At 34.5% G+C, this 21,575-nt stretch carries 24 protein-coding genes and 2 pseudogenes; 23 read left to right on the plus strand and 3 right to left on the minus strand.

Annotation, left to right across the window (positions count from 1 at the left end):
- The 18 genes and pseudogenes from D8848_RS08840 to gtfA form a co-directional block, all read left to right on the plus strand.
- Positions 1-394 (plus strand): helix-turn-helix domain-containing protein (locus D8848_RS08840; RefSeq protein ID WP_260467305.1); only part of this gene is annotated, 394 nt, incomplete at its 5' end.
- The gene (gene pezT / locus D8848_RS08845) at positions 394-1,164 is read left to right on the plus strand and encodes a type II toxin-antitoxin system toxin PezT (protein ID WP_125443634.1); all 771 of its coding nucleotides are present in this window, start codon (positions 394-396) and stop codon (positions 1,162-1,164) included. The genes D8848_RS08840 and pezT, both read left to right, overlap by 1 nt.
- A 255-nt stretch (positions 1,165-1,419) precedes the next feature.
- On the plus strand, positions 1,420-2,103 hold the full coding sequence (locus D8848_RS08850; RefSeq protein WP_125443636.1) for a LexA family transcriptional regulator: 684 nt from the start codon (positions 1,420-1,422) through the stop codon (positions 2,101-2,103).
- 2 nt (positions 2,104-2,105) lie between these two features.
- On the plus strand, positions 2,106-3,521 hold the full coding sequence (locus D8848_RS08855; protein ID WP_049499996.1) for a Y-family DNA polymerase: 1,416 nt from the start codon (positions 2,106-2,108) through the stop codon (positions 3,519-3,521).
- Positions 3,518-3,883 carry a hypothetical protein gene (locus D8848_RS08860; RefSeq protein ID WP_000981955.1) on the plus strand — a complete coding sequence of 122 codons (366 nt, stop codon included), beginning with the start codon at positions 3,518-3,520 and terminating at the stop codon, positions 3,881-3,883. The genes D8848_RS08855 and D8848_RS08860 overlap by 4 nt, the downstream gene beginning before the upstream one ends.
- On the plus strand, positions 3,873-4,163 hold the full coding sequence (locus D8848_RS08865; RefSeq protein WP_001080184.1) for a DUF5960 family protein: 291 nt from the start codon (positions 3,873-3,875) through the stop codon (positions 4,161-4,163). The genes D8848_RS08860 and D8848_RS08865 overlap by 11 nt, the downstream gene beginning before the upstream one ends.
- A 292-nt stretch (positions 4,164-4,455) precedes the next feature.
- Positions 4,456-4,812: an SAG1252 family conjugative relaxosome accessory protein gene (locus tag D8848_RS08870; protein ID WP_049499990.1), complete on the plus strand. Its 357-nt coding sequence runs from the start codon at positions 4,456-4,458 to the stop codon at positions 4,810-4,812.
- Positions 4,813-4,816: 4 nt separating this feature from the next.
- Positions 4,817-5,182 (plus strand): MobC family plasmid mobilization relaxosome protein, encoded by a 366-nt coding sequence (locus tag D8848_RS08875; protein ID WP_125443638.1) that lies wholly within the window; start codon positions 4,817-4,819, stop codon positions 5,180-5,182.
- Positions 5,169-6,998 (plus strand): SAG1250 family conjugative relaxase, encoded by a 1,830-nt coding sequence (locus D8848_RS08880; protein WP_125443639.1) that lies wholly within the window; start codon positions 5,169-5,171, stop codon positions 6,996-6,998. The genes D8848_RS08875 and D8848_RS08880 overlap by 14 nt, the downstream gene beginning before the upstream one ends.
- Before the next feature lie 103 nt (positions 6,999-7,101).
- A complete protein-coding gene (locus D8848_RS08885; protein WP_004261340.1) occupies positions 7,102-7,326 on the plus strand; it encodes a helix-turn-helix domain-containing protein in 225 nt (74 codons plus the stop codon).
- A gap of 457 nt (positions 7,327-7,783) precedes the next feature.
- Positions 7,784-9,577, plus strand: coding sequence for a recombinase family protein (locus D8848_RS08890; protein WP_125443641.1), 1,794 nt, complete (start codon positions 7,784-7,786; stop codon positions 9,575-9,577).
- Positions 9,578-10,092: 515 nt separating this feature from the next.
- Entirely contained in the window at positions 10,093-10,815 is a 723-nt protein-coding gene (locus tag D8848_RS08895) for a MurR/RpiR family transcriptional regulator (protein WP_125443643.1), read from the plus strand.
- A gap of 8 nt (positions 10,816-10,823) precedes the next feature.
- Positions 10,824-11,576, plus strand: coding sequence for a MurR/RpiR family transcriptional regulator (locus tag D8848_RS08900; RefSeq protein WP_125443645.1), 753 nt, complete (start codon positions 10,824-10,826; stop codon positions 11,574-11,576).
- Positions 11,577-11,724: 148 nt separating this feature from the next.
- Positions 11,725-13,155, plus strand: coding sequence for a 6-phospho-beta-glucosidase (locus D8848_RS08905; protein WP_003003486.1), 1,431 nt, complete (start codon positions 11,725-11,727; stop codon positions 13,153-13,155).
- A gap of 12 nt (positions 13,156-13,167) precedes the next feature.
- The gene (locus tag D8848_RS08910) at positions 13,168-13,470 is read left to right on the plus strand and encodes a PTS sugar transporter subunit IIB (protein ID WP_001020606.1); all 303 of its coding nucleotides are present in this window, start codon (positions 13,168-13,170) and stop codon (positions 13,468-13,470) included.
- 10 nt (positions 13,471-13,480) lie between these two features.
- A complete protein-coding gene (locus D8848_RS08915; RefSeq protein ID WP_000653347.1) occupies positions 13,481-14,794 on the plus strand; it encodes a PTS sugar transporter subunit IIC in 1,314 nt (437 codons plus the stop codon).
- Between the two features lie 13 nt (positions 14,795-14,807).
- Positions 14,808-15,128: a PTS sugar transporter subunit IIA gene (locus D8848_RS08920; RefSeq protein ID WP_000343790.1), complete on the plus strand. Its 321-nt coding sequence runs from the start codon at positions 14,808-14,810 to the stop codon at positions 15,126-15,128.
- Between the two features lie 8 nt (positions 15,129-15,136).
- A pseudogene (gene gtfA / locus D8848_RS08925) lies at positions 15,137-16,565 on the plus strand (sucrose phosphorylase).
- A gap of 178 nt (positions 16,566-16,743) precedes the next feature.
- Here gtfA and D8848_RS08930 read toward each other — a convergent pair.
- From D8848_RS08930 to D8848_RS08940, 3 genes and pseudogenes are all read right to left on the minus strand, one after another.
- Positions 16,744-17,043, minus strand: coding sequence for a DUF5960 family protein (locus D8848_RS08930; protein ID WP_001072532.1), 300 nt, complete (start codon positions 17,041-17,043; stop codon positions 16,744-16,746).
- The gene (locus tag D8848_RS08935) at positions 17,030-17,398 is read right to left on the minus strand and encodes a hypothetical protein (protein ID WP_000567198.1); all 369 of its coding nucleotides are present in this window, start codon (positions 17,396-17,398) and stop codon (positions 17,030-17,032) included. Before D8848_RS08935 ends, D8848_RS08930 begins: the two co-directional genes overlap by 14 nt.
- A pseudogene (locus D8848_RS08940) lies at positions 17,395-17,574 on the minus strand (Y-family DNA polymerase); the annotation flags it as partial. The pseudogene D8848_RS08940 and the gene D8848_RS08935, both read right to left, overlap by 4 nt.
- Positions 17,575-17,604: 30 nt before the next feature.
- Here D8848_RS08940 and D8848_RS08945 point away from each other — a divergent pair.
- From D8848_RS08945 to D8848_RS08970, 5 genes are all read left to right on the plus strand, one after another.
- Positions 17,605-18,003, plus strand: coding sequence for a recombinase zinc ribbon domain-containing protein (locus D8848_RS08945; RefSeq protein ID WP_232234248.1), 399 nt, complete (start codon positions 17,605-17,607; stop codon positions 18,001-18,003).
- A 134-nt stretch (positions 18,004-18,137) separates the two neighbouring features.
- On the plus strand, positions 18,138-19,025 hold the full coding sequence (locus tag D8848_RS08950; protein ID WP_001270697.1) for a nucleotidyltransferase domain-containing protein: 888 nt from the start codon (positions 18,138-18,140) through the stop codon (positions 19,023-19,025).
- Between the two features lie 5 nt (positions 19,026-19,030).
- Positions 19,031-19,615, plus strand: a complete 585-nt coding sequence (locus D8848_RS08955; protein ID WP_001005371.1) for a Cap15 family cyclic dinucleotide receptor domain-containing protein — start codon at positions 19,031-19,033, stop codon at positions 19,613-19,615.
- Positions 19,616-19,948: 333 nt separating this feature from the next.
- Entirely contained in the window at positions 19,949-20,566 is a 618-nt protein-coding gene (locus D8848_RS08965) for an RpiB/LacA/LacB family sugar-phosphate isomerase (RefSeq protein WP_125443647.1), read from the plus strand.
- 202 nt (positions 20,567-20,768) lie between these two features.
- Positions 20,769-21,575: an alpha/beta hydrolase gene (locus tag D8848_RS08970; protein WP_125443649.1), complete on the plus strand. Its 807-nt coding sequence runs from the start codon at positions 20,769-20,771 to the stop codon at positions 21,573-21,575.

Here is a 21,575-nt window from a genome sequence, read left to right on the forward strand (position 1 = left end):
AAATAGTCTGAGTCGTTATGAAAATGGAACGAGTTCAGTCTCTACCGAATTAATAGACATCATTTGTCAGAAGTTTAATGTATCTTATGTCGATATTGTAGGAGAAGATAAAATGCTCAATCCTGTTGAAGATTATGAATTGACTTTAAAAATTGAAATTGTGAAAGAAAGAGGTGCTATTCTATTATCTCGACTCTATCGTTATCAAGATAGTCAGGGTATTAGCGTTGATGATGAATCTAATCCTTGGATTTTAATGAGTGACGATCTATCTGACTTGATTCATACGAATATCTATTTAGTAGAAACTTTTGATGAAATAGAGAGATATAGTGGCTATTTGGATGGAATTGAACGTATGTTAGAGATATCTGAAAAACGGATGGCAGCCTAATGGAAATCCAAGATTATACCGATAGTGAATTCAAACATGCTTTAGAGCGAAACCTTCGCTCACTGACAAGAGGAAAAAAGTCCAGTAAGCAACCTATAGCGATTTTGCTTGGAGGGCAAAGTGGTGCCGGTAAGACTACAATTCATCGTATTAAACAGAAAGAATTTCAAGGAAATATTGTTATCATAGATGGTGATAGTTTTCGTTCTCAGCATCCACACTATTTAGAACTGCAGCGAGAATATGGCAAAGATAGCGTTGAATACACCAAAGATTTTGCGGGAAAAATGGTAGAGTCTTTAGTAAGAGAATTGAGTCATTTGGAATACAATCTTTTGATAGAGGGAACTTTACGAACAGTTGACGTTCCAAAGAAAACAGCACAACTCTTGAAAAATAGGGGATATGAAGTACAATTAGCCTTGATTGCGACCAAGCCTAAGCTGTCCTATCTGAGCACTCTTATCCGATACGAAGAACTGTACGCTATCAATCCAAATCAAGCACGCGCAACTCCAAAAGAACATCATGATTTCATTGTAAATCATTTAGTTGATAATACACGACAATTGGAAGAACTAGCTATCTTTGAAAGAATTCAAATTTACCAACGAGATAGAAGTTGTGTATATGATTCAGGAGAAGATAAAACTTCAGCAGCAACCGTTCTTCATGACTTACTATTTGGAGAATGGAATCAAGTAGAGAAGGGTATGCTTAAATCAGGAGAAGAAAGATTGAAAGATTTAACTAATCGAAATGGTTGTTAGATCATGAGTTTTAAAATATAGTCTATTGGATCGTCAATTAAAAAATAACGATCCTTTTTTTATTTTCTATTTTTGCTTGCTCTTCATCTTTTTTTAAAAGTTATATTCTTTCTTCAGTGATGATTTCTTAACAATATAAGTACGAATTCAGCATAGTTTATGATTAATTTAAATCTAGTTGCTTATTAAACTCTTGATTTTTTCAATTAGCTATGGTATTCTTTTGTTAGCTAATAAACTTACAAAGGAGAAAAGATGTTTTCACCTACTAAATTAAAAGAAAAAAGAGAAAGCCAAGGATTGTCTCAATCTCAACTTGCCTCTAGTTTGGGAATTAGTAGAGCCTCATACTTTAATTGGGAAGCGGGTAAAACAAAACCTAATCAAAACAATCTAAGTAGGCTGAGCCAGATTTTAAATGTAGATCCTCGATATTTTGAATCAGAGTATGAAATAGTAGAAACCTATCTCAAGCTAACGGAGAAGAATCAAAAAGCAACACTTCATTATGCTACAGAATTGTTGAACAAACAGAATGCGAAGGTTGTAGAAATTCCTGAGCGTTTTGCTTATAAAGTTTACGAAAAATTATCAGCTGGTACAGGAACAGCTTATTTTGATGATGGTAATTACGATACAGTTTATTTTAATCATCAATTTGATTATGACTTTGCATCATGGGTGTTTGGAAATTCAATGGAACCGACATATGAAAATGGTTCTGTAGCCCTTATTAAGCAAACGGGATTTGATTATGACGGGGCTATCTATGCCATAGATTGGGATGGTCAAACCTACATTAAGAAAGTGTATCGTGAAGAAAATGGGCTTCGTTTAGTTTCACTCAATCGGAACTATTCAGATAAGTTTGCGCCTTATGATGAGAATCCTCGCATTATAGGGAAAATAGTTGGGAACTTTATGCCTTTAGAGGACTAAGTATGAGTTGGTTTGATTATAGTCTCGAACCTCAAAGTGACATTGCCTTTATTGATATGAAATCTTTTTACGCAAGTGTAGAATGTGTAGATAGAGGATTACACCCACTTAAGACTTCGCTTTGTGTTATGAGTCGTGCAGATAATTCTGCTGGTTTAATTCTTGCTTCCTCTCCTATGTTTAAAAAGGTCTTTGGAAAGTCGAACGTTGGACGTTCCTATGATTTACCTTTTGATGTAAAGACTCGCAAATTCTCTTATTATAATGCTAGAAAGCAAGGTTTACCGACAACGATAGATTATGTTCGTTATATAGAGGAATGGGCAAAATCAACTGTGATTGTTCCTCCGAGAATGGATACTTATATTGCTGTCAATATGGATATTCAAAAAATCTTTCAAGATTTTGCGGCATCAGACGATATCTATCCCTACTCAATTGATGAAGGATTTATTGATTTAACAAGTTCATTAAATTATTTTGTACCAGATAAAAGTATTAGTAGGAAAGATAAATTAGATATTATTTCTGCTGCTATTCAAAAAAAGATTTGGAGAAAAACTGGAATCTATTCAACTGTAGGCATGTCTAATGCCAATCCCTTATTAGCTAAGTTGGCACTTGATAATGAAGCTAAAAAGACTCCGACAATGAGAGCCAATTGGTCCTATGAGGATGTCGAAAAGAAAGTATGGACTATTCCTAAAATGACAGATTTCTGGGGAATTGGAAATCGCATGGAGAAAAGATTACATAATTTAGGTATCTTTTCGATTAAAGAATTGGCTCAGGCTAATCCTGACTTGATTAAAAAAGAGCTTGGTATCATGGGTCTAGAGTTATGGTTCCATGCCAATGGGATTGATGAAAGTAATGTTCATAAACCTTATAAGCCAAAGTCAAAAGGGATAGGGAACTCTCAAGTTTTACCAAAAGATTATATTAAACAAAGAGATATTGAGATCATACTTCGTGAGATGGCAGAACAAGTTGCAGTTAGATTGAGAAGATCTGGTAAAAAAGCAACAGTAGTTTCTATACATCTAGGCTACTCTAAAGTGGAACAAAAGCGTTCTATCAATACTCAAATGAAAATTGAACCAACTAATCAAACAGCACTACTGACAAACTACGTTTTAAAGTTATTTCACACTAAATATACTTCAGGAGCTATCAGGAATGTTGCGGTTAACTATTCTGGTTTAGTGGATGAATCCTTTGGATTGATTTCATTATTTGATGATATTGAGAAAATAGAAAAAGAAGAAAGGCTCCAGTCCGCAATCGATGCTATTCGAACAGAATTTGGGTTCACTTCACTATTGAAAGGTAATGCCCTAGATCAAGCTTCTAGAACAATTGCTAGAAGCAAACTCATTGGTGGTCATTCAGCTGGAGGATTAGATGGACTAAAATGATGAATCGTTCTTATTTACCTTTTGAGTCTGCCCGAGTATATCAGGATCGTGGCATGGCTAAGTGGATGGGCTTCTTTTTATCAGAACATTCCAGTTCTCTTTGGGCAGAAAAAAATAAAGAAGATATCTCCATTTCCCTATCATTGGAAGAGAAAGTTCTATTTGTTCGTCAACTTTATACGAATGTATTCCCTGCAACTTTTGTTTTTAAGTTTTCTAATCAAAGAAAAGTAGTATCAGGTATTGTTAAAGAGATTGGAAAAGAGTTTATATCTATAAAATCAGACACTGGTTTTCTTCGATTAAAATGGGAAGATATACTCGATATACAGATAGAAGGGGAGGAATTACATGAATCGTAAAGAATTATATGATGATAAATTACAGCTAGATTATTTTTCAGATTCTTATTTACAGTTTGAGTCAGATTTTTACAAGTATTCAGCTTTAGATATACCATTAACATTTATCACAGATGATATTTTACGCACAATGGCTATGTCTCAAAAACATTATTTTAAACTTAACAAAAGTAAATCTTTAGACGGTCGTGATCATTACTTTGTTTTTTCTATCAAGATGAACAAAGACAGTAGTGGTATTAGACAGTATGAATATCAGAGACATTGTTTTAATTTGTAAGAGTCCGACAGGGCTCTTTTTTCTGTGATAATTTTATCAAAAAGTATTTGTTATACTTTTTTTAATTTAGATTTATCTTGGGGGTTTGGGGGCGGAGCCACCACATTGTCATATCGTTTGTTTTTTGAACCGTGAGGTTTGAAATGGCAGGCGATATGATTTTTGGGATATTGTGGACACAATATCTGAGCTCGCAAAGCCTTACAAGATGACAGATTTTGTCTTTGCAAGTTTCCCGTGGTTAATACGGGGTCGGGGATTGTCCAACCATTGATGAAAGTGAGGAAATAGTATGTCAGAACAATACAGAGACATTCGCAAAGAGGTTAATTTAACCGCAAATGAATTGGAAATGATTGAAGTGATAATGAAAAATAAGGGATTTGAACATTTTTCGCCCTTTGCTCGAAATAAATTGCTGGAGGAAGAGTTTGAAATGACTGCTGAAAAGTGGTTTGCCCTCTGGCAATCCCAAAAACTAGAACAAATCAGTCGTGACGTTCATGATGTTTTAATATTGGCACAGTCCGAACATCAAGTTACCCAAGATCATGTATCTATTCTCTTAACCTGCGTACAGGAGTTGATTAAAGAAGTTGGAAACTCCATTCCCCTCAGCCAAGACTTCCGTGATAAATACATGAGGTGAGTACATGGAACATCGTTACCGAACCAATCTCAAGAAAGTGTTTCTGTCTGATAGCGAATTGAATCAGTTGAAACATTGTATCGACCAAAGCGGTTGTCAATCTTTTTCAGAATATGCTCGACGAACCCTACTTGACCCTGGCATGAATTTCATCACCATTGATACAACTGGTTATCAAGATTTGATTTTTGAATTAAAACGAATCGGAAACAATATTAATCAAATAGCCAGAAGCATAAATTATTCGAATTTAATAACGGAAGTTGAGTTAAATGAATTGAGAAAAGGTATAGAAGAGTTAATAGTAGAAGTGGAGAAAGATTTTCTTATTCAATCTGAAAAATTGAGGAAATTTTATGGTCATCACTAAACACTTTGCGATTCATGGAAAAAATTATCGTAGTAAACTAATCAAATATATTTTGAATCCAAGTAAAACAAAAAATCTAGCACTAGTTTCAGATTTTGGTATGAGAAATTATTTAGATTTTCCTAGTTATAAAGAACTAGTGAAGATGTACAATGATAATTTTTTAAGTAATGATGGTCTTTATGAATTTCGTCATGATAGGCAAGAAGTAAATCAACGAAAAATTCATTCTCATCATATCATTCAGTCTTTTTCTCCAGATGACCATCTTACTCCCGAACAAATCAATCGGATTGGTTATGAGACAGTTAAAGAGTTGACAGGAGGTAGATTTCGTTTTATCGTAGCAACTCATGTCGATAAAGATCATATCCACAATCACATCATCCTAAATTCAATTGATCAGAATTCTGATAAAAAATTTATGTGGAATTATAAGGCAGAACATAATCTACGAATGGTTTCTGATCGTCTTTCAAAAATTGCAGGGGCAAAAATTATAGAAAATCGTTATTCGCATCGTCAGTATGAAGTTTATCGCAAAACAAATTACAAATATGAAATAAAACAACGGGTATATTTTCTAATCGAGAACTCGAAAAATTTTGAAGATCTTAAGCAAAAAGCTAGAGCTTTAAATTTAAAAATTGATTTTAGACACAAGCATGCCACCTTTTTTATGACGGATTCAACTATGAAACAGGTGGTGCGTGATAATAAATTGAATAGAAAACAACCTTATGATGAAACATATTTTAAGAAAAAGTTTGTTCAAAGGGAAATCATAAATATCTTAGAATTTCTACTTCCAAAAATGAAGAATATGAATGAATTGATTCAACAAGCAGAATTGTTTGGTTTAAAAATAATTCCGAAAGAAAAACATGTTCTATTTGAATTTGATGGAATTAATCTTTCAGAACAGGGATTGGAAAAAACGAAACAGTATAGTGTTTGTTATTTTAAAGACTATTTTAATAACAAAAATGATACTTTCGGATTAGATAATAAAAATTTAGTTGAACTTTACAATGAAGAAAAGCTAATTAAAGAAAAAAAGTTGCCGACAGAAGATATGGTATGGGAATCCTATCAAGATTTCAAGAGAAAGAGGGATGCTGTTCATGAGTTTGAAGTAGAGTTGAATCTTAATCAAATAGAAGAAGTAGTAGACGATGGAATTTACATTAAGGTACAGTTTGGTATCCGACAAGAAGGACTTATTTTTGTACCAAATATTCAAATCAATATGGAAGAAGAAAAAGTTAAAGTATTTCTCAGAGAAACTAGTTCTTACTATGTATATCATAAAGATTCAGCAGAAAAAAATCGCTTTATGAAAGGTAAAACTTTGATTAGACAATTTAATCTTCAGTATGAACCGCAGTATATGTATAGAAGAATACCTCTTAGTAAAATTAAAGAAAAAATAGAACAATTAGATTTTCTTATGTCTGCAGAAAATAGTCAGAATGCTTTTGAGGATATAACCAAGGATTTCATTGCACAAATATCATACCTAGAGAATATGATTGACCACGTACAAAATAAAATTGATGATTTGAGTAATTTAGAAGAAACATTGTTGAATGATTCGACAAATAGTTCTAGCAATTTAGAAAATAATATTCAAGGTAAAAGTTCAGTAGATACAATAGAGAAGGATTTATACATATACAAAGGAAAGATTGAAACACTGAAGGAACAACATAGAGAAGCAATAAATTTATTTGAAATGTTTAATAAAATAATAAAGAAATATAAGAAAAAACAAAATATGAAATCTATTAAGGAAAATGAGATACATTTAGAGTAAACAGTTTCCTAAAAAGTATATATAGAATAGTTTCATGTGCCAATTTGTCACATATTTAAAAATAAGAAAATAACTATATTATACTTGTTTTAGGAGACATTTGATGTTGAAAAGGATTAGAGATTTACGTGAAGATGATGATTTGACACAAGAATATATTGCGAAAATCGTTTTGAATTGTACAAGATCAGCTTATTCTAAAATGGAAGCTGGTAGCAGGTTAATCTCTATAAATGACCTTATCAAACTTGCAGATTTTTATAAGGTAAGTTTAGACTACCTTGTAGGTCGAGTGGATAATAAAGAAGACCATTACTCCAAAAAGTAGTAGGTTAAGAAAGCACATTGACAATTGAATAGTCCAAAATGGTACTTTCCTCATTTGTGGAGCAGATTTGAATGGCTCGCCATGATAAGAGCGATTTTTAAACCATCAATAAAATAGAGCGATACTTTATATGCCACGATACAAATGATATACAATGATACTTCTGACCGTTCAGGCTGCCACCGTGAAAGAGCAGCAAGTGAAATTCTTATGATGACTTCATCAGTCATGCCATGGAGGAGATTGATAAAAGATAAAAGGGAAGTGATTTTTTGAAATCAAATTTAGAAAATTATATAGTCGAGCTAGAGATGCTAAATCTATTATTCTTAAAAAAACTTATTAGCGAAAAAGAATATGAAAAAATAAAGCTGAAACTGCGTAAAATATACACAAATTAGCTGACCTTTTTTATTGGTTGCGGTAAAATAAATGCAGAGAAATAGGAGGTTAAGCCATGTCAAACAACGTTGAAATTATAAAAGCAAATCCTTTAGTAACTAGAAGAAATGATAATAGTGGTTCTTTATCGAGGAGAGTAGCAGCATATTGTCGTGTTAGTTCCGATAGTGATGATCAAAAAAATAGCTATGATTCTCAAGTTCGTCATTATAGAGAGTATATATCACAGCACCAAGATTGGATTTTGGTTGACATTTATGCTGATGAAGGGATTTCAGGAACTCAAGTTGGAAAAAGACAAGATTTTCAAAGATTGATTTCAGATTGCCTTGATGGAAAAATAGACTATATCATTACCAAAGCCATTGCTCGCTTTGCTAGAAATACATTAGATACTCTCAAATATGTTCGTTTGCTCAAAGATAAACAAATTGGTGTATTTTTCGAAGAAGAAAATATTGATACTTTAACTATGGATGGTGAGTTACTATTGACGATATTAAGTTCAGTGGCTCAACAGGAAGTTGAAAATACATCTGCCCATGTTAAAAAGGGTTTAAAAATGAAGATGCAACGTGGAGAACTTATTGGTTTTCAAGGTTGTCTTGGTTATGACTATAATCAAGATACAAAGTCAATATCAATAAATGAAAAAGAAGCCAAGATAGTACGTTATATTTTTGAACGATACATTGATGGTATTGGGGGTAGGGCAATAGCTAGAGAACTTGATGAACTAGGTTATAAAACTCCGAGAGGTCTTGATCACTGGCAAGATACAACAGTTTTAGGAATTATTAAAAACGAGAAGTATAAAGGTGATATTCTAATGGGAAAAACTTTCACTGTTGACCCCATTAGTAAGAGACGTTTAATAAATTTCGGTGAAGAAGATAAATACTACATTAAAAATAATCATGATGCGATAATTAGTCCAGAAATTTTTACACAGGCGCAAGAAATTCGATTACGGAGATCAGGAAACAAAAAAACCATAGCAAATATAAAAGGTAAACGAGAAAGATATTCAAGAATGTACCCTTTTAGCAGTAGATTAGAATGTGGTTTTTGTGGTACTGTTCTGTCTAGAAGAAGTTGGCACTCTAGTTCAGAGTACAAAAAGATTATTTGGCACTGTACAACATCTATAAAGAGAGGTAAAAAGTATTGCACTCATAGTAAAGGAATAGAGGAAAAAGCAATAGAAAATGCTTTTTTACAGAGCTACCAACAGTTGTTTTATGAAAATAATAACCTAACTGAAGACTTTCTTGAAATTATAAAAGAAGAGCTTACTGATGATACCTTAAAAGTGGAGTTGACAAAGATAGTTAGTAAATTAAATTCGTTGTACAAAAAAGAAGAAAAATTAGTTTCAATGAATCTAGATGGAAAAATAAGTGATTCTGTATATGAAGATAAATTCAATCAAATACAAATTGAGAAAGAAAAACTTTTAGAAGAAAAAGTAAATTTAGAAGTAACTTTAAAATCAGAAGTTGATATAAAAAGTAGATTAGAGAATTTTAAAGAAATTTTAACTTCACAAAAAACTTTGACGGAGTTTGACAAGGATATTTTTGAAAGTATCGTTGAAAAAATAATAGTAGGCGGAATAAATTCTGATGGAGAAATTGATCCAGCAATGTTGACTATAATTTTTAAAACGGGAGATTCTTCGACTAAAGATGCAAAATCTTACAAATCTAAAAGAAAGAATGCTAAAATAGATAATGATAAATTGTGTTTTAATTCCGTAACCGATGAAGAAAAAAAGTGTACAAATAAAGAAAACAACGCACGTGGAGTGTGTTGCTCTGCTCGTAAAAACCTAGAAACCTTTGAATGAAAGGGATAATGAAAAGCCTTGATTGCAATGCTTTTTGTATTGGAGTGGGGAAGTATCAGAGTGAGAAAATTTTTGGAATGAATAGAAGTGATAGCTAGAAATTATCAGTTTCTATTTCCATTTACCCTGTGGGTACGTGTTTGTTTCCATTGACAAGGAGTTTGTGGGAATAGAAACGTCCCCACCTTACATATCTCCAGAATGGGCGATTGAAATTGAGACAATTTAATAGAGATAAGCTCTTGTTATGTTTCTTTTAAGTCAATAAACTAACAATACTCAAAGTATGCTCAAAAATATGATATAATCTAGGACATAAGGCAATACTGTTTTAAAGTATTTTCTCTTAACCATGTCTCGTTAGACAAATCTGATTCGTCTGGTTTTCTAATAGATTTTAATGCTGACTTGGTTTTATAGCCATTATGCTCTCCATTATTTTAGTGTAGAACACTTTGGTTATTAGTTTTTTGTTACATTGTAAGCAAATCAATAGAGATAGAAAAAGGAATTATATGTTTAGTTATGAGGTTGTAGCAAGTTTTAACGACTTAGAAAATGCTATTTATACAACTATTTTAGAAAATGAAAATATATCCTCTATGACAATCAAGGAATTGGCCCAACTTGCACATGTATCAGTTGGAACCGTACAACGATTTTGCAAGCATCTAGGATTTGATGGATATAGCCATTTTAAGATTGCTTATAAAGAATATTTAAAAAATGAGCAAATTATTTTAAACAATCAAGACAATCATTCTTTGAAGCTATTCATTGATTATACTGAGCAAGATACTTTTTTGCAGCTGATTATGGAGGCTGTGGCAATCTTAAAGAAAGTTGAACAGATTGTTTTTGTCGGAATTGGTTCCTCTGGAACTTTAGGTCGATATGGAGCGCGCTATTTTTCAAATATTGGCAAATTTAGTATGTGTATTGAAGATCCTTGGCAACCAGTGCTACAAAACAGTATGGAAAAAACTTGTGTCATTGCCTTATCCGAATCTGGTGAGACTTCTCAAATATTGAAAATTGTACAAAAATTAAAGGAAAAAGGTTGTCCAGTTATTGCCATCACAAATACATTGGAATCAACATTGTCAAGGCTATCTGATTGCTCCATAACCTATCATGTTCCTCAATTATTTTTAAATGGGTTTAATATTACGACGCAGGTACCTGTTATTCTCATTATTGAAATGTTAATGAAACAACTATATACTACAAAAGTATAAGGGTGTCTATGAATTTATTTGATTATCATAAAGTAAAAGGGTTAAATAATAGTGAATTAAGCGTGTATAATTTTATATTGCAACATAGAGATAAAGTTGCTAGGATGACTATCAGAGAGCTATCGACATCTATAAATCTATCGACAACAACCATCATTCGTTTTGCGAAAAAGATGGGATTTGATAGCTACAATGATTTAAAATATGCCTTGTCAAGGTCGGAAGATAAGGAAAATAAATATCGTAACCACTTTCCTATTGATATTCCAGCAATACAATTTTTACAGACTAGTGTCCAAGATGAAGCTTTAAAAAAACAACTATCAGAGATAGCAGACTTGATCGTTCAAGCCAAACAAGTTATCTTTTTAGGGGTGGGTACTAGTCTAAGTTTGGCAGAATATGGCTCATATCTTTTTTCTGAAATCGGTATTCTTAGCTTTGCTATTACTAACCCATTTTATTCTCTGAAATTGCATCATTCTAATTTGGAGGATGTTTTGGTTATTGCTCTAAGTGTCAGCGGTGAGACAGAAGAAGTTCTAACTCTGGTACAGGGATTCAAAGAAAGAAATGCTAAGATTGTTAGTCTGACAAATACAGATATTTCCACTTTATCACAGCTATCGGATATAAATTTATCCTACTTTATGCCAGTTGCCTACGCAGATTCCTCGCTACGTTCCACTAATTTGACCACTCAGATTCCAGTTGTCTATTTTTTAGAATCCTTACGTTACCAAGTTTATTTAAAAAAATAGGAGTGAAAACTCTTGTTTTTTTTATGTAACAAATATTGTTCGACTGTACATTTATTTTCTATCTCAATATCTATTGTCAGCAGGTACAGTATGTTATAAAATAGACTTGTTCATAGCGCTAGTACAAAATACAGAAAGGATTGGTAAAATGGCAAAAATACCAGAAGGCTTTTTATGGGGTGGGGCAGTTGCTGCTCACCAAATTGAAGGAGGGTATGATAAAGGTGGAAAAGGCATTTCGATAGCCGATGTGATGACGGTTGGAAGTGCTAGCCACTCTCGACAGATTACTGATGGCGTCTTACCTGACGAATATTATCCGAATCATGATGCAATAGATTTTTACAGAACCTATAAGGACGATATACAATTATTCGCTGAGATGGGATTTAAGTGTTTTCGAACTTCGATTGCCTGGACTCGTATCTTCCCAAATGGAGATGAAGAAGAACCTAACGAAGAAGGGTTGAAATTTTATGATGATTTATTTGATCAGCTGCTAGCTCATCAAATTGAACCGGTCATCACACTCAGTCACTTTGAAATGCCCTATCATCTAGTTACTAAGTATGGTGCTTGGCGTAATCGCAAGTTGATTGATTTCTTTGTTCGTTTTGCGGAAGTCGTCATGGAACGATATAAGGACAAAGTTAAGTATTGGATGACCTTTAACGAGATCAATAATCAAGGTGCAATTAATGTTCCTTGGTGCTCATGGACTAATTCTGGTGTCATTTATCAAGAAGATGAAAATCCAGTTGAGGTACTACAGCAGGTTATCCATTATCAGTCAGTGGCTTCTGCAAAAGTTGTACAATTGGGTCGGAAAATCAATAAAAATTTCAAAATTGGTTGTATGCTGGCAATGGTACCATTTTACCCGAATACATGTGATACAAAAGATATACTTGCTAGCCAGAAGGCAATGGAGCATCGTTTATTTCACTATGGAGATCTTCATGTTTTTGGAGAGCGTCCTTACTATATCGAGGCCTTTTGTCGAAAAAATAATATCAAACTGGATATTTTACCAGAAGATCTAGAAACTCTAAAAGAAGGTTGTGTAGATTATATTGGCTTGAGTTACTATATGAGTGATACAGTGACTGCTACAGCATCTGAGGAAACAGAAGAACTTTTCAAAGATGTTTATACTAAGAAAAATCCCTATATTGAATCAAGCGATTGGGGTTGGCAGATTGATCCTGAGGGATTACGCTATAGCTTAAATCTTTTATACGATCGCTATCACTGTCCGCTTTTTATAGTTGAAAATGGATTCGGTGCTTATGATAAGGTAGAGCCTGATGGAATCCATGATTCTTACCGCATTGATTACCTCAAACAACACATTGAACAAATGATGTTAGCGATTGAAGAAGATGGCGTAAATGTCATTGGTTATACCCCTTGGGGCTGTATCGATATTGTTAGTGCTGGTACAGGTGAAATGGAGAAGCGTTATGGCTTTATCTATGTCGATAAGAATAATAATGGCGAAGGAACTTTGCAACGAATGAAGAAAGATTCCTTTACATGGTATCAAAAAGTGATTACATCAAATGGAAACGAATTATAAGGAGTAATTAAAATGAATATTGGATTATTTTGTGCAGCAGGTATGTCAACAAGTATTTTGGTTGAGCGTATGAAAGAAGCGGCTCAGAAAAAAGGGAAAGATGCAACAATTGCAGCTTATTCCATCAGTGAATTGGAACAAAGAGTTGGAGATATTGATGTGGCTCTATTAGGCCCACAGGTTGGTTTCCAACTTGAAAAAGCAAAAGAAATTTGTGCTTCTCACAATGTTCCTGTAGAAGTGATTGCAATGGCTGATTATGGAACTGCAAACGGTATGGCAGTTCTTAAACAAGCTTACATGATGAAAAAATAAGGAGAAGATGATGAAGGATAAACTGATTAAAAAGTTTGTTGATAGGATGATGGCCTTTGTCAATACCAAAGGTGTAACAGCGATAAAAGATGGTATTGTTTTCTCTATGCCATTGTTGATTGTTGGCTCCATCTTTCTTATCTTGGCCAATCTTCCAATTCCAGCTCTAGCAACGATGTTAGAAACTAGTGGTATTACCCCTGTTCTCAATCAAGCAATTGGTGCAACCTTTAATATCAGTGCGATTGTAACAGTTATTGGGATTGCGTATACCTATGCTAAGCTAGAAAAACAGGAGCCGCTTGGGGCAGGTGTCATTGCCCTAGCAGTTTTCTTGCTAATCCAGCCCTCCAGTTTAATTTCTAAAAATGGGGATGTAGTTGGTAACATTATTCTGAAGGATTGGACTTCCGGGAAAGGGATGATTGGTGCCATTATCGTTGGTTTGATTGTAGGAGCAAGCTATTCTTGGTTTTTGAAGAAAAATATCAAAATCAAAATGCCAGATGGCGTACCAACTGGTGTAGCCAACGCATTTTCAGCCTTGATTCCTGCTACTGTTATCATCACAGCGGCAACGATCTTTGTCGGACTTGTTGAACAATTGTTTAAGGTCACAACGATTGAAGTGATTTATAATCTTATTCAAACACCAATGCAAGGCTTGACTGACTCATTGTTTGGTGCGGTGCTTATGTGTTTCCTTATACCATTCTTATGGATGTTTGGGGTGCACGGCTCAACTGTAGTTGGTGGCATCATGAGTGGCTTGCTACAGGCGAATGCTTTGGAAAACCAAGCCATTTTAGATAAGGGCCTTGAATTAAATCTAGCCAATGGTGGTCATATTGTGACGGTTCAATTTTTGGATCAATTTATCAATGTTACAGGTGCCGGGATTACGATTGGTTTGGTAGTTTACATGCTTGCATTTGCAAAATCAAAACAACTAAAATTTCTTGGACGTCTTGAAATGGTTCCAGCCATCTTTAATATCAATGAGCCGGTGCTCTTTGGTTTGCCGATTGTAATGAATCCAGTTTTAGCAACTCCCTTTATATTAACGCCTATTTTATCTTGTATCATCCAGTATTCAGCGATTTATTTTGGACTGACACCTATGTATGGTGCCGTTCAAGTTCCGTGGACTTGTCCTCCAATTATTTCAGGATTTATCATCGGTGGTTGGAAAACAGCCTTGTTGCAAACACTTATTTTGGTTATGTCTTTCTTTGTTTATTATCCGTTTATTAAACAGATGGATAAACAAGCTTTACAAGCTGAAATACAAGAAACAAGCGATTTAGAAGACGAAGATTGGTAAGAGAGGTATTAAAATGGACGAAAAAGTACTCGAAGTGTGTTTTCAAATTATCACCTATGTAGGAACAGCAAAATCTATGTACATCGATGCTATTCAATTGGCTAAGCAGGGTGAATTCGAGCAGGCTAAAGATAGAATTAAACAAGGCGAAGAAGCATTTGTACAGGGACACAATGCTCACCACTCACTTTTGACAAAAGAAATGAATGGGGAATTAAGCCAAACAGGTCTACTTCTGCTGCACGCTGAGGATCAGTTAATGAGTGCAGAAGGTTTTCGAACGATTGCTGAGGAATTTATAGCAGTCTATAAACGCTTTGAGGAAGGTAAATAGAGCAAGTTATGAAAGTAAAAAATCAAGCAATGTTAATTACCTATTCAGACAGTTTTGGAAAAAATATGAAAGACTTAAAGTAGGTCTTAGAAGGCCCTTTGAAAGATGTGGTCGGTGGTGTCCACATTCTTCCCTTCTTTCCATCGTCAGGCGACCGCGGGTTTGCACCCATGGACTATACCAAGGTTGATGAGGCTTTTGGATCGATATTGAGGCACTCAGTCAAGACTACTACCTCATGTTTGATTTCATGATTAACCATATCTCAGCCAAGTCGCCTTATTTCCTTGATTTCCTAGAAAAGAAAGATGAGTCTGCCTATGCGGATTTGTTTATCCGCTACAAAAACTTTTGGCCAAACGGTGAGCTGACTCAGGAAGATGTAGACCTGATTTACAAACGGAAGCCACGTGCTCTCTATTGCATTGCCAAGTTTGCTGATTGTAGTGAGGAAAAAGTTTGGTGTACCTTTGATGAGCAACAGATAGACCTCGATGTGACAACAGAAACAACTCGTCGCTTTATTCAGCAAAATCTGGAACAGCTGGCGGACCACGGAGCTTCCATTATTCGCTTGGACGCTTTTGCCTACGCCAGTAAGAAAATCGGCACCAACTGTTTCTTTGTTGAGCCAGATATTTGGAAAATGCTTCATTTTCCGCGTCAGCTATTGGCACCAAAAGGAGAGGAAATTCTTCCAGAAATTCATGAACATTACACCATTCAGCAAAAAATCGCTGAGCAAGACTACTATGTCTATGACTTTGCCCTTCCGATGCTGGTTCTTCATGCTCTATATTCAGGTAATGTCAACCGTCTTGTTCACTGGATGGAAATCTGCCCTCACAAGCAATTTACAACCTTGTACACGGAGTGGTCGATGTCAAGGACTTGCTGACAGATGAGGAAACAGAGGCGACAAGAGAAGCCCTCTATGCCCAAGGAGCAAATGTCAAAACGATTTACAGCTCAGAGGCCTACAACAATTTGGATATTTATAAGATAAATTGTACCTACTATTCAGTTTTAGGAAATGATGACCAAGCCTATCTCTTGGCACGTGTGCTTCAATGTTTTGCACCAGGTATTCCGCAGATTTACTACGTTGGCTTGTTGGCAGGAGAAAATGATATCGAATTGCTCGAATCAACCAAAGAAGGCCGCAACATCAACCGTCACTATTATGATTTGGAAGAAATTGAGCGAGAAGTTCAACGCCCAGTTGTGCAGTCCTTGTTCAATCTGCTCAAATTCCGTAATACCAGCGCAGCATTTGATGGAGAGTTTACTGTTGACATGGAAGACGCTAATACTATCCACATCAGTTGGACCAATACCGATGCCAATACAGTGGCAGAATTAAGAGCTAATCTGAAAGATAAATCATTTGAAATTACAGAGAAAATAGATAGTGAAAGAACATCGATTTATCTATAGATTTATCTATAATAGAATACAAAAGAGTGGTGGAAACGTTTGATTTCCTCACTCTTTTTGTTAGCTAGTTAGTAACAAAATAGTACTTAAACGTAAACTATGAATTATATTCTGTTGTGACGATAATTGCTCGAGAATATTTGTAATAAAAAAACAGGAACAGTCAATTAAACAGCTCCTATTTTTGTGTTAAGTATGTAGTTGTTTTCTTATAAGAATAGCGGTAGATTAGCGGATTTTCATCTATGGTACTTACCTCAAAAATGAAGAAGTGATCGCGGTTATCTCTGGACTTTTCCTTATTGAGGACAAAGTAATTCTTACGTGAAGTCGCCATTGTTTTTAGGATATCATCAGTTAGGAAGGTCAATGGAATATTCATGTTGGAATAGCGGTAGAAGTCACATTCAAAATCTTGGTAGCTCTCGCTGTAGTAGTCCATTTGCAGTTGGTTACGCTGAAACTTAAGCTGATTCATAAAGCACCTCCTCAACAAGTTCAATACTAATAATGTCTTTCAATTTCAAATTGATGTGACCTGTTGTAGTTTTTATCAAAATGAAATCCTTATTCAGACTTGGTATTGTTCCAGTGTGGGAAACACGCTTGTTTTTTTCAATCACTTGAATGCGTGTGTGTAGCTGCCCAGCGTATACTTGACTGAGGAGTAATAATTTCTTCTCCATTGACAAATCTGACATGTACGTTACTTTGTTTGTATCATCAGAGAGTGCTGATGTATGCTCAGATAGGAAAAAGCCCATCCATTTTTGCATCTTTGTATCCTGGTACTCTCTTGCTGACTGAAATGGTAAGGATGAACGGTCAATCATTTTAATCCCTCCAATCCACCAGCGGAATGACCGCCAATAAGTTTACTGCGTTCAATATTTTAGGAACCTTCAGTTAGGACGGTTCCTTTTTGTATGGCTAAAAAGCCAAACTGTTCTCTGACAACATCAATAGCTGTCTGAAGTCTATTTTCTTTTTCAATTTCTTCTACATCATGCAAAATGAGGACAACCCTTTTACTACCAAGGTGTTCTGTGCAGAATGCGGTTCAGCTTTTGGACGTAAGAACTGGACGACCAGTCGTGGCAAACGTAAAGTTTGGCAGTGTAACAACCGTTATAAGGTAAAGGGACAGATTGGTTGTCAGAATAACCATATCGATGAGGGAACACTAGAGAAAGCTGTAATGATGGCAGTTAAACTACTGAGTGAGAATATGGATTTGTTGCATGGAAAGTGGAATAAGATCTTGGAAGAAAACCAGTTATTAGAAAAGCATTACAGTGTGTTACTGGCTGAATTGATAAATAAGGAGTGTTGGGAATATGATTCCTTTGAGATGTGTCAGGTACTAGATAGTATTTTGATTTCGGAGGATGGACAGATAACCGTTAAATTTTTGGAAGGAACAGAAGTTGATTTATAAGGCTGTAGGCATAGTATAGTTCACTATGTTTGCAGCCTTTTTTCTTGTTTAGTGGTATAATTATATGTAGGATTTTTTTAATATCGGTTACTTTTTATGAATTAACCAAAAAACTAAAATGGAGTTGTTTTATAATGAGATATTCTGAAGAAGCATTACAATCATGGATTAAGCCGTTATCTGCCACTGAAGAAACACGGGTTGAAAATACTATTGGAATGATTAAAGATGCAATAGAAAGGAGTGGGCTCTCTTCAAAGTATGAATATGAAATTTTTGCCCAAGGTTCTTATGCAAATAATACGAATGTAAAGAAAAATAGCGACATTGATATCTGTATCATGGTGAAATCTTTATTTTATTGTGAGTATGTAGATGGGTTATCGGACCTAGACTATAATTACTCTAGTAGCAGCACCAATGCTAATGTATTTAAAAACGAAGTGATTAAAGCGTTAATTTCAAAATTTGGTGCAGAATCAGTTTCTATTGGCAATAAGTGTATCAATATTAATTCTAACTCATATCACGTAAATGCAGATGTAGTCCCATGTTTTCAATATCGAAATTATAGATATATTGGTAGCAGGTCATCTGAAAAATTTGTTGAAGGCATCAAATTTTTTACCTCAAACGGAAATTATGAAGTAATTAATTATCCTAAAGTTCATATACAAAATGGTATCTCTAAGAATAAATCTACTCACTATAAATATAAATATTTAGTTAGGATTATGAAGCATATTAAGAACGAGATGCAGGAGCTAGGATTGACAAACGAACGCATTTCTTCATATTTGATAGAATGTTTGGTCTGGAATATACCTGAACAGATGTTTTTCAATAGTAATAGCTACACAGGGTTGTTACAGCAAGCGTTATATTACATAGTGTCTCAAGTGAATTTAAATTGGGTTGAAGTAAGTGGAATGTATTACCTTTTTCGTTCAGAGCAGAAATGGAATTTACAGGATACAAAAACTTTTTTAGTTAGAATGATTGAATTTTTGGATTATAAATAAAACTTATGAATGAACAGCAGAAAAAATTTTTGAATATTACAATATGGGTTTTTGCAATTTGCTTGTTATTAAGATTGTTAATAAGTGGCCAAGAGATTGCAGTGAATCTTAAATCTGATATTTTGGCATTGGTATATTCAGCCATTGGGTATATTGGTGAAGCTATATCAGTTACAGCAATTATTATGGCTATTTTTGAAAAAACAGCATGGCGGTGGCCATTACTATCTAAGATTCATAATGTTCCAATTTTATTTGCGAATTATGTAGGTAGTTTCAAGACGGACTATGATCAGAATGAAAGAAATTGTGAACTTACTATTGAACAGTCATTTACGACTATTAAAGTTAAGTTTAAAACGGGTGAAAGTTCGAGCCATAGCATTACAGCATCAATTATCAATGATAATGGAACACAAAAATTAATTTATACATATTTAAATAGCCCAAGGGCTGAATTGCAAAGTCCTATACATTATGGGACGGTAATTCTTGATATTGATAATCCAAATCAACTAGAAGGAAATTATTATACTAATCGAGGAACCAAAGGTTCAATGAGTTTTGAGATAAACAACCCTTCTCGCTAGTTGGATTTGTAAAGATTTAAATAAAGAAAGAAGAACTAACTATCGGAAACTTGGCATAGATGTAACAATACTGTATATTAACGAAGCCGTAAATACTCGCATTAGTTACGTTTAATAGTTTAATACGGATATTCAGCAGCTTTGATTTCGTTTCACAGTATAGGTAGTAACCGTCAAGACATGTGGAGGCGGTAGTTTTGATGTCAAAAGTTGCAACCAGTGAATAAATGAAGTGTAGAAAATAAAGGCTTGTTCAATTCAATATATAATGAATTACCGGCACCCAAACCAAAGAAAAAGAAATAATTAAATTAGAAGTTGAAGGGGGGAAGAATGAGAATCGGAGTTATTCAAGCAAGTTCGCAAGCGACCAAAAATCAAATAATCTATGATGCTGTATTAAAGTATGCTCCAAAGAAATCTGAGGTTATAAATTTTGGCTGTACGATGGAAGAAAATGAAAAATACTCGTATATAGAAATTTCTATTCTTATAGGTATCTTGTTGGCAAGTAGGACAGTTGATTTCGTTGTTACGGGCTGTTCTTCCGGACAAGGAATGATGCTTGCTTGTAATAGTATGCCTGATGTCATTTGCGGATATGCACCTACACCGAATGATGCCTATTTATTTGCTCAGATTAATAATGGAAATGCGATATCATTACCATTAGGTGAAAATTATACATGGTCAGGTACTGAAAATCTTGAAAGAACAATAGAAGCTCTTTTCTCGGAGCCATTTGGACAAGGATACCCCAAAAGTGAGGCAGAGAGAAAGGTAAGAGATGCTGAGAAACTTAAAGAAATAAGAAGAATCGGGCAGGTTCAGTTTGAAGAATTCGCAAATGTACTAGATATATCATTGTTTGAATCAATTAAGAGGAAACAGGATGTAATTCAAAATGTAAAGGCGTATGGGAAGAATGAAATAGCTGATTTAATAAAATGAGTAAATCACAGTTTGTCGGGGTAATACCTTTTAACGATAACCTTATGCTATTGTCAAAAGGTTTATAGACATGTTCCCACATAAATGTTCTATTGGCATACATAGTGTTCACTCGTTTTATGTCGAGTGTGTGGTACTGCTTTAAGAGCTGATTGAACAAGGAAAATTAGCTAGTGAAAGTTCTACAGTAAGGAGTTTAAACATGAAATTCCATGAATTTGGTAATAAGAATTTGCCTCCTATTTTACTGATACATGGTGGTGGCAGTTCTTGGTGGAATTATCTTTGTCAAGCACGAATCTTGTCAAAAGAATACCGTATTATTCTACCAACTTTGAATGGCCACGGCGAGGAATATCAACTTGATTATGTTTCTACTGAAGATTCTGCTTTGGAGATTCTAGACTATATCAAAGCAAACTGTGGTGGGAAATTGTTTGCAATCGGTGGTGTTTCACTTGGTGGTCAAATTGCCATGGAACTTTTGTCTTTAGACAGTGAAATTGCTGAGAAGGCCATCATAGACGGAAGCCTCTGTATTCCTCAACCAATGTTATCTAAAATCATCATCTTTCTAGTGTCTCTATTTGGTAAACTGATGTTCAATAAATTCTCTTGCAAACTTCAGTTAAGCATGATGAACAAACTCTATCCTAAACTGGCTTATCCAGAGGAAATAAAAACTTATTATTTGGAGGATCTGCCAAGGACACCTGTCAAAACATTGGTAACCATTTACAAAAACTATATGGGGCGTTACAAGCTGAAAGATATGATTTCTGCTAGCAAGGCTCAGGTTCTGTATATCTATGGTGAAAAAGAATTGAACTGTGTGAAAGAATCAGCGAAATTATTTCATCAGTTACATTCAAATACAATTTTGTATGAAGCAAAGGGCTATAACCACGGCTATTTATCAGCTTACCTGCCTCATGAGTGGATTGATTTGGTGGTGCCATTTTTAAAGAGTGATTTATTAGAAATGTGTAACGAATTTGATATGCCATAA

Source organism: Streptococcus mitis, assembly GCF_003942775.1.
Lineage (GTDB): Bacteria > Bacillota > Bacilli > Lactobacillales > Streptococcaceae > Streptococcus > Streptococcus mitis_CN.

Excerpts from the sequence above, each read along its gene's own strand:
- D8848_RS08905 (WP_003003486.1), top strand. The coding sequence starts at position 11,725 with ATGGCAAAAATACCAGAAGGCTTTTTATGGGGTGGGGCAGTTGCTGCT.
- D8848_RS08880 (WP_125443639.1), top strand. The coding sequence starts at position 5,169 with ATGGTCATCACTAAACACTTTGCGATTCATGGAAAAAATTATCGTAGT.
- D8848_RS08915 (WP_000653347.1), top strand. The coding sequence starts at position 13,481 with ATGAAGGATAAACTGATTAAAAAGTTTGTTGATAGGATGATGGCCTTT.
- D8848_RS08965 (WP_125443647.1), top strand. The coding sequence starts at position 19,949 with ATGAGAATCGGAGTTATTCAAGCAAGTTCGCAAGCGACCAAAAATCAA.
- D8848_RS08910 (WP_001020606.1), top strand. The coding sequence starts at position 13,168 with ATGAATATTGGATTATTTTGTGCAGCAGGTATGTCAACAAGTATTTTG.
- D8848_RS08935 (WP_000567198.1), bottom strand. The coding sequence starts at position 17,398 with ATGATTGACCGTTCATCCTTACCATTTCAGTCAGCAAGAGAGTACCAG.
- D8848_RS08885 (WP_004261340.1), top strand. The coding sequence starts at position 7,102 with ATGTTGAAAAGGATTAGAGATTTACGTGAAGATGATGATTTGACACAA.
- D8848_RS08870 (WP_049499990.1), top strand. The coding sequence starts at position 4,456 with ATGTCAGAACAATACAGAGACATTCGCAAAGAGGTTAATTTAACCGCA.
- D8848_RS08930 (WP_001072532.1), bottom strand. The coding sequence starts at position 17,043 with ATGAATCAGCTTAAGTTTCAGCGTAACCAACTGCAAATGGACTACTAC.
- D8848_RS08875 (WP_125443638.1), top strand. The coding sequence starts at position 4,817 with ATGGAACATCGTTACCGAACCAATCTCAAGAAAGTGTTTCTGTCTGAT.
- D8848_RS08955 (WP_001005371.1), top strand. The coding sequence starts at position 19,031 with ATGAATGAACAGCAGAAAAAATTTTTGAATATTACAATATGGGTTTTT.
- D8848_RS08920 (WP_000343790.1), top strand. The coding sequence starts at position 14,808 with ATGGACGAAAAAGTACTCGAAGTGTGTTTTCAAATTATCACCTATGTA.
- D8848_RS08970 (WP_125443649.1), top strand. The coding sequence starts at position 20,769 with ATGAAATTCCATGAATTTGGTAATAAGAATTTGCCTCCTATTTTACTG.
- D8848_RS08900 (WP_125443645.1), top strand. The coding sequence starts at position 10,824 with ATGAATTTATTTGATTATCATAAAGTAAAAGGGTTAAATAATAGTGAA.
- D8848_RS08860 (WP_000981955.1), top strand. The coding sequence starts at position 3,518 with ATGATGAATCGTTCTTATTTACCTTTTGAGTCTGCCCGAGTATATCAG.
- D8848_RS08850 (WP_125443636.1), top strand. The coding sequence starts at position 1,420 with ATGTTTTCACCTACTAAATTAAAAGAAAAAAGAGAAAGCCAAGGATTG.
- D8848_RS08890 (WP_125443641.1), top strand. The coding sequence starts at position 7,784 with ATGTCAAACAACGTTGAAATTATAAAAGCAAATCCTTTAGTAACTAGA.
- pezT (WP_125443634.1), top strand. The coding sequence starts at position 394 with ATGGAAATCCAAGATTATACCGATAGTGAATTCAAACATGCTTTAGAG.
- D8848_RS08855 (WP_049499996.1), top strand. The coding sequence starts at position 2,106 with ATGAGTTGGTTTGATTATAGTCTCGAACCTCAAAGTGACATTGCCTTT.
- D8848_RS08895 (WP_125443643.1), top strand. The coding sequence starts at position 10,093 with ATGTTTAGTTATGAGGTTGTAGCAAGTTTTAACGACTTAGAAAATGCT.
- D8848_RS08865 (WP_001080184.1), top strand. The coding sequence starts at position 3,873 with ATGAATCGTAAAGAATTATATGATGATAAATTACAGCTAGATTATTTT.
- D8848_RS08950 (WP_001270697.1), top strand. The coding sequence starts at position 18,138 with ATGAGATATTCTGAAGAAGCATTACAATCATGGATTAAGCCGTTATCT.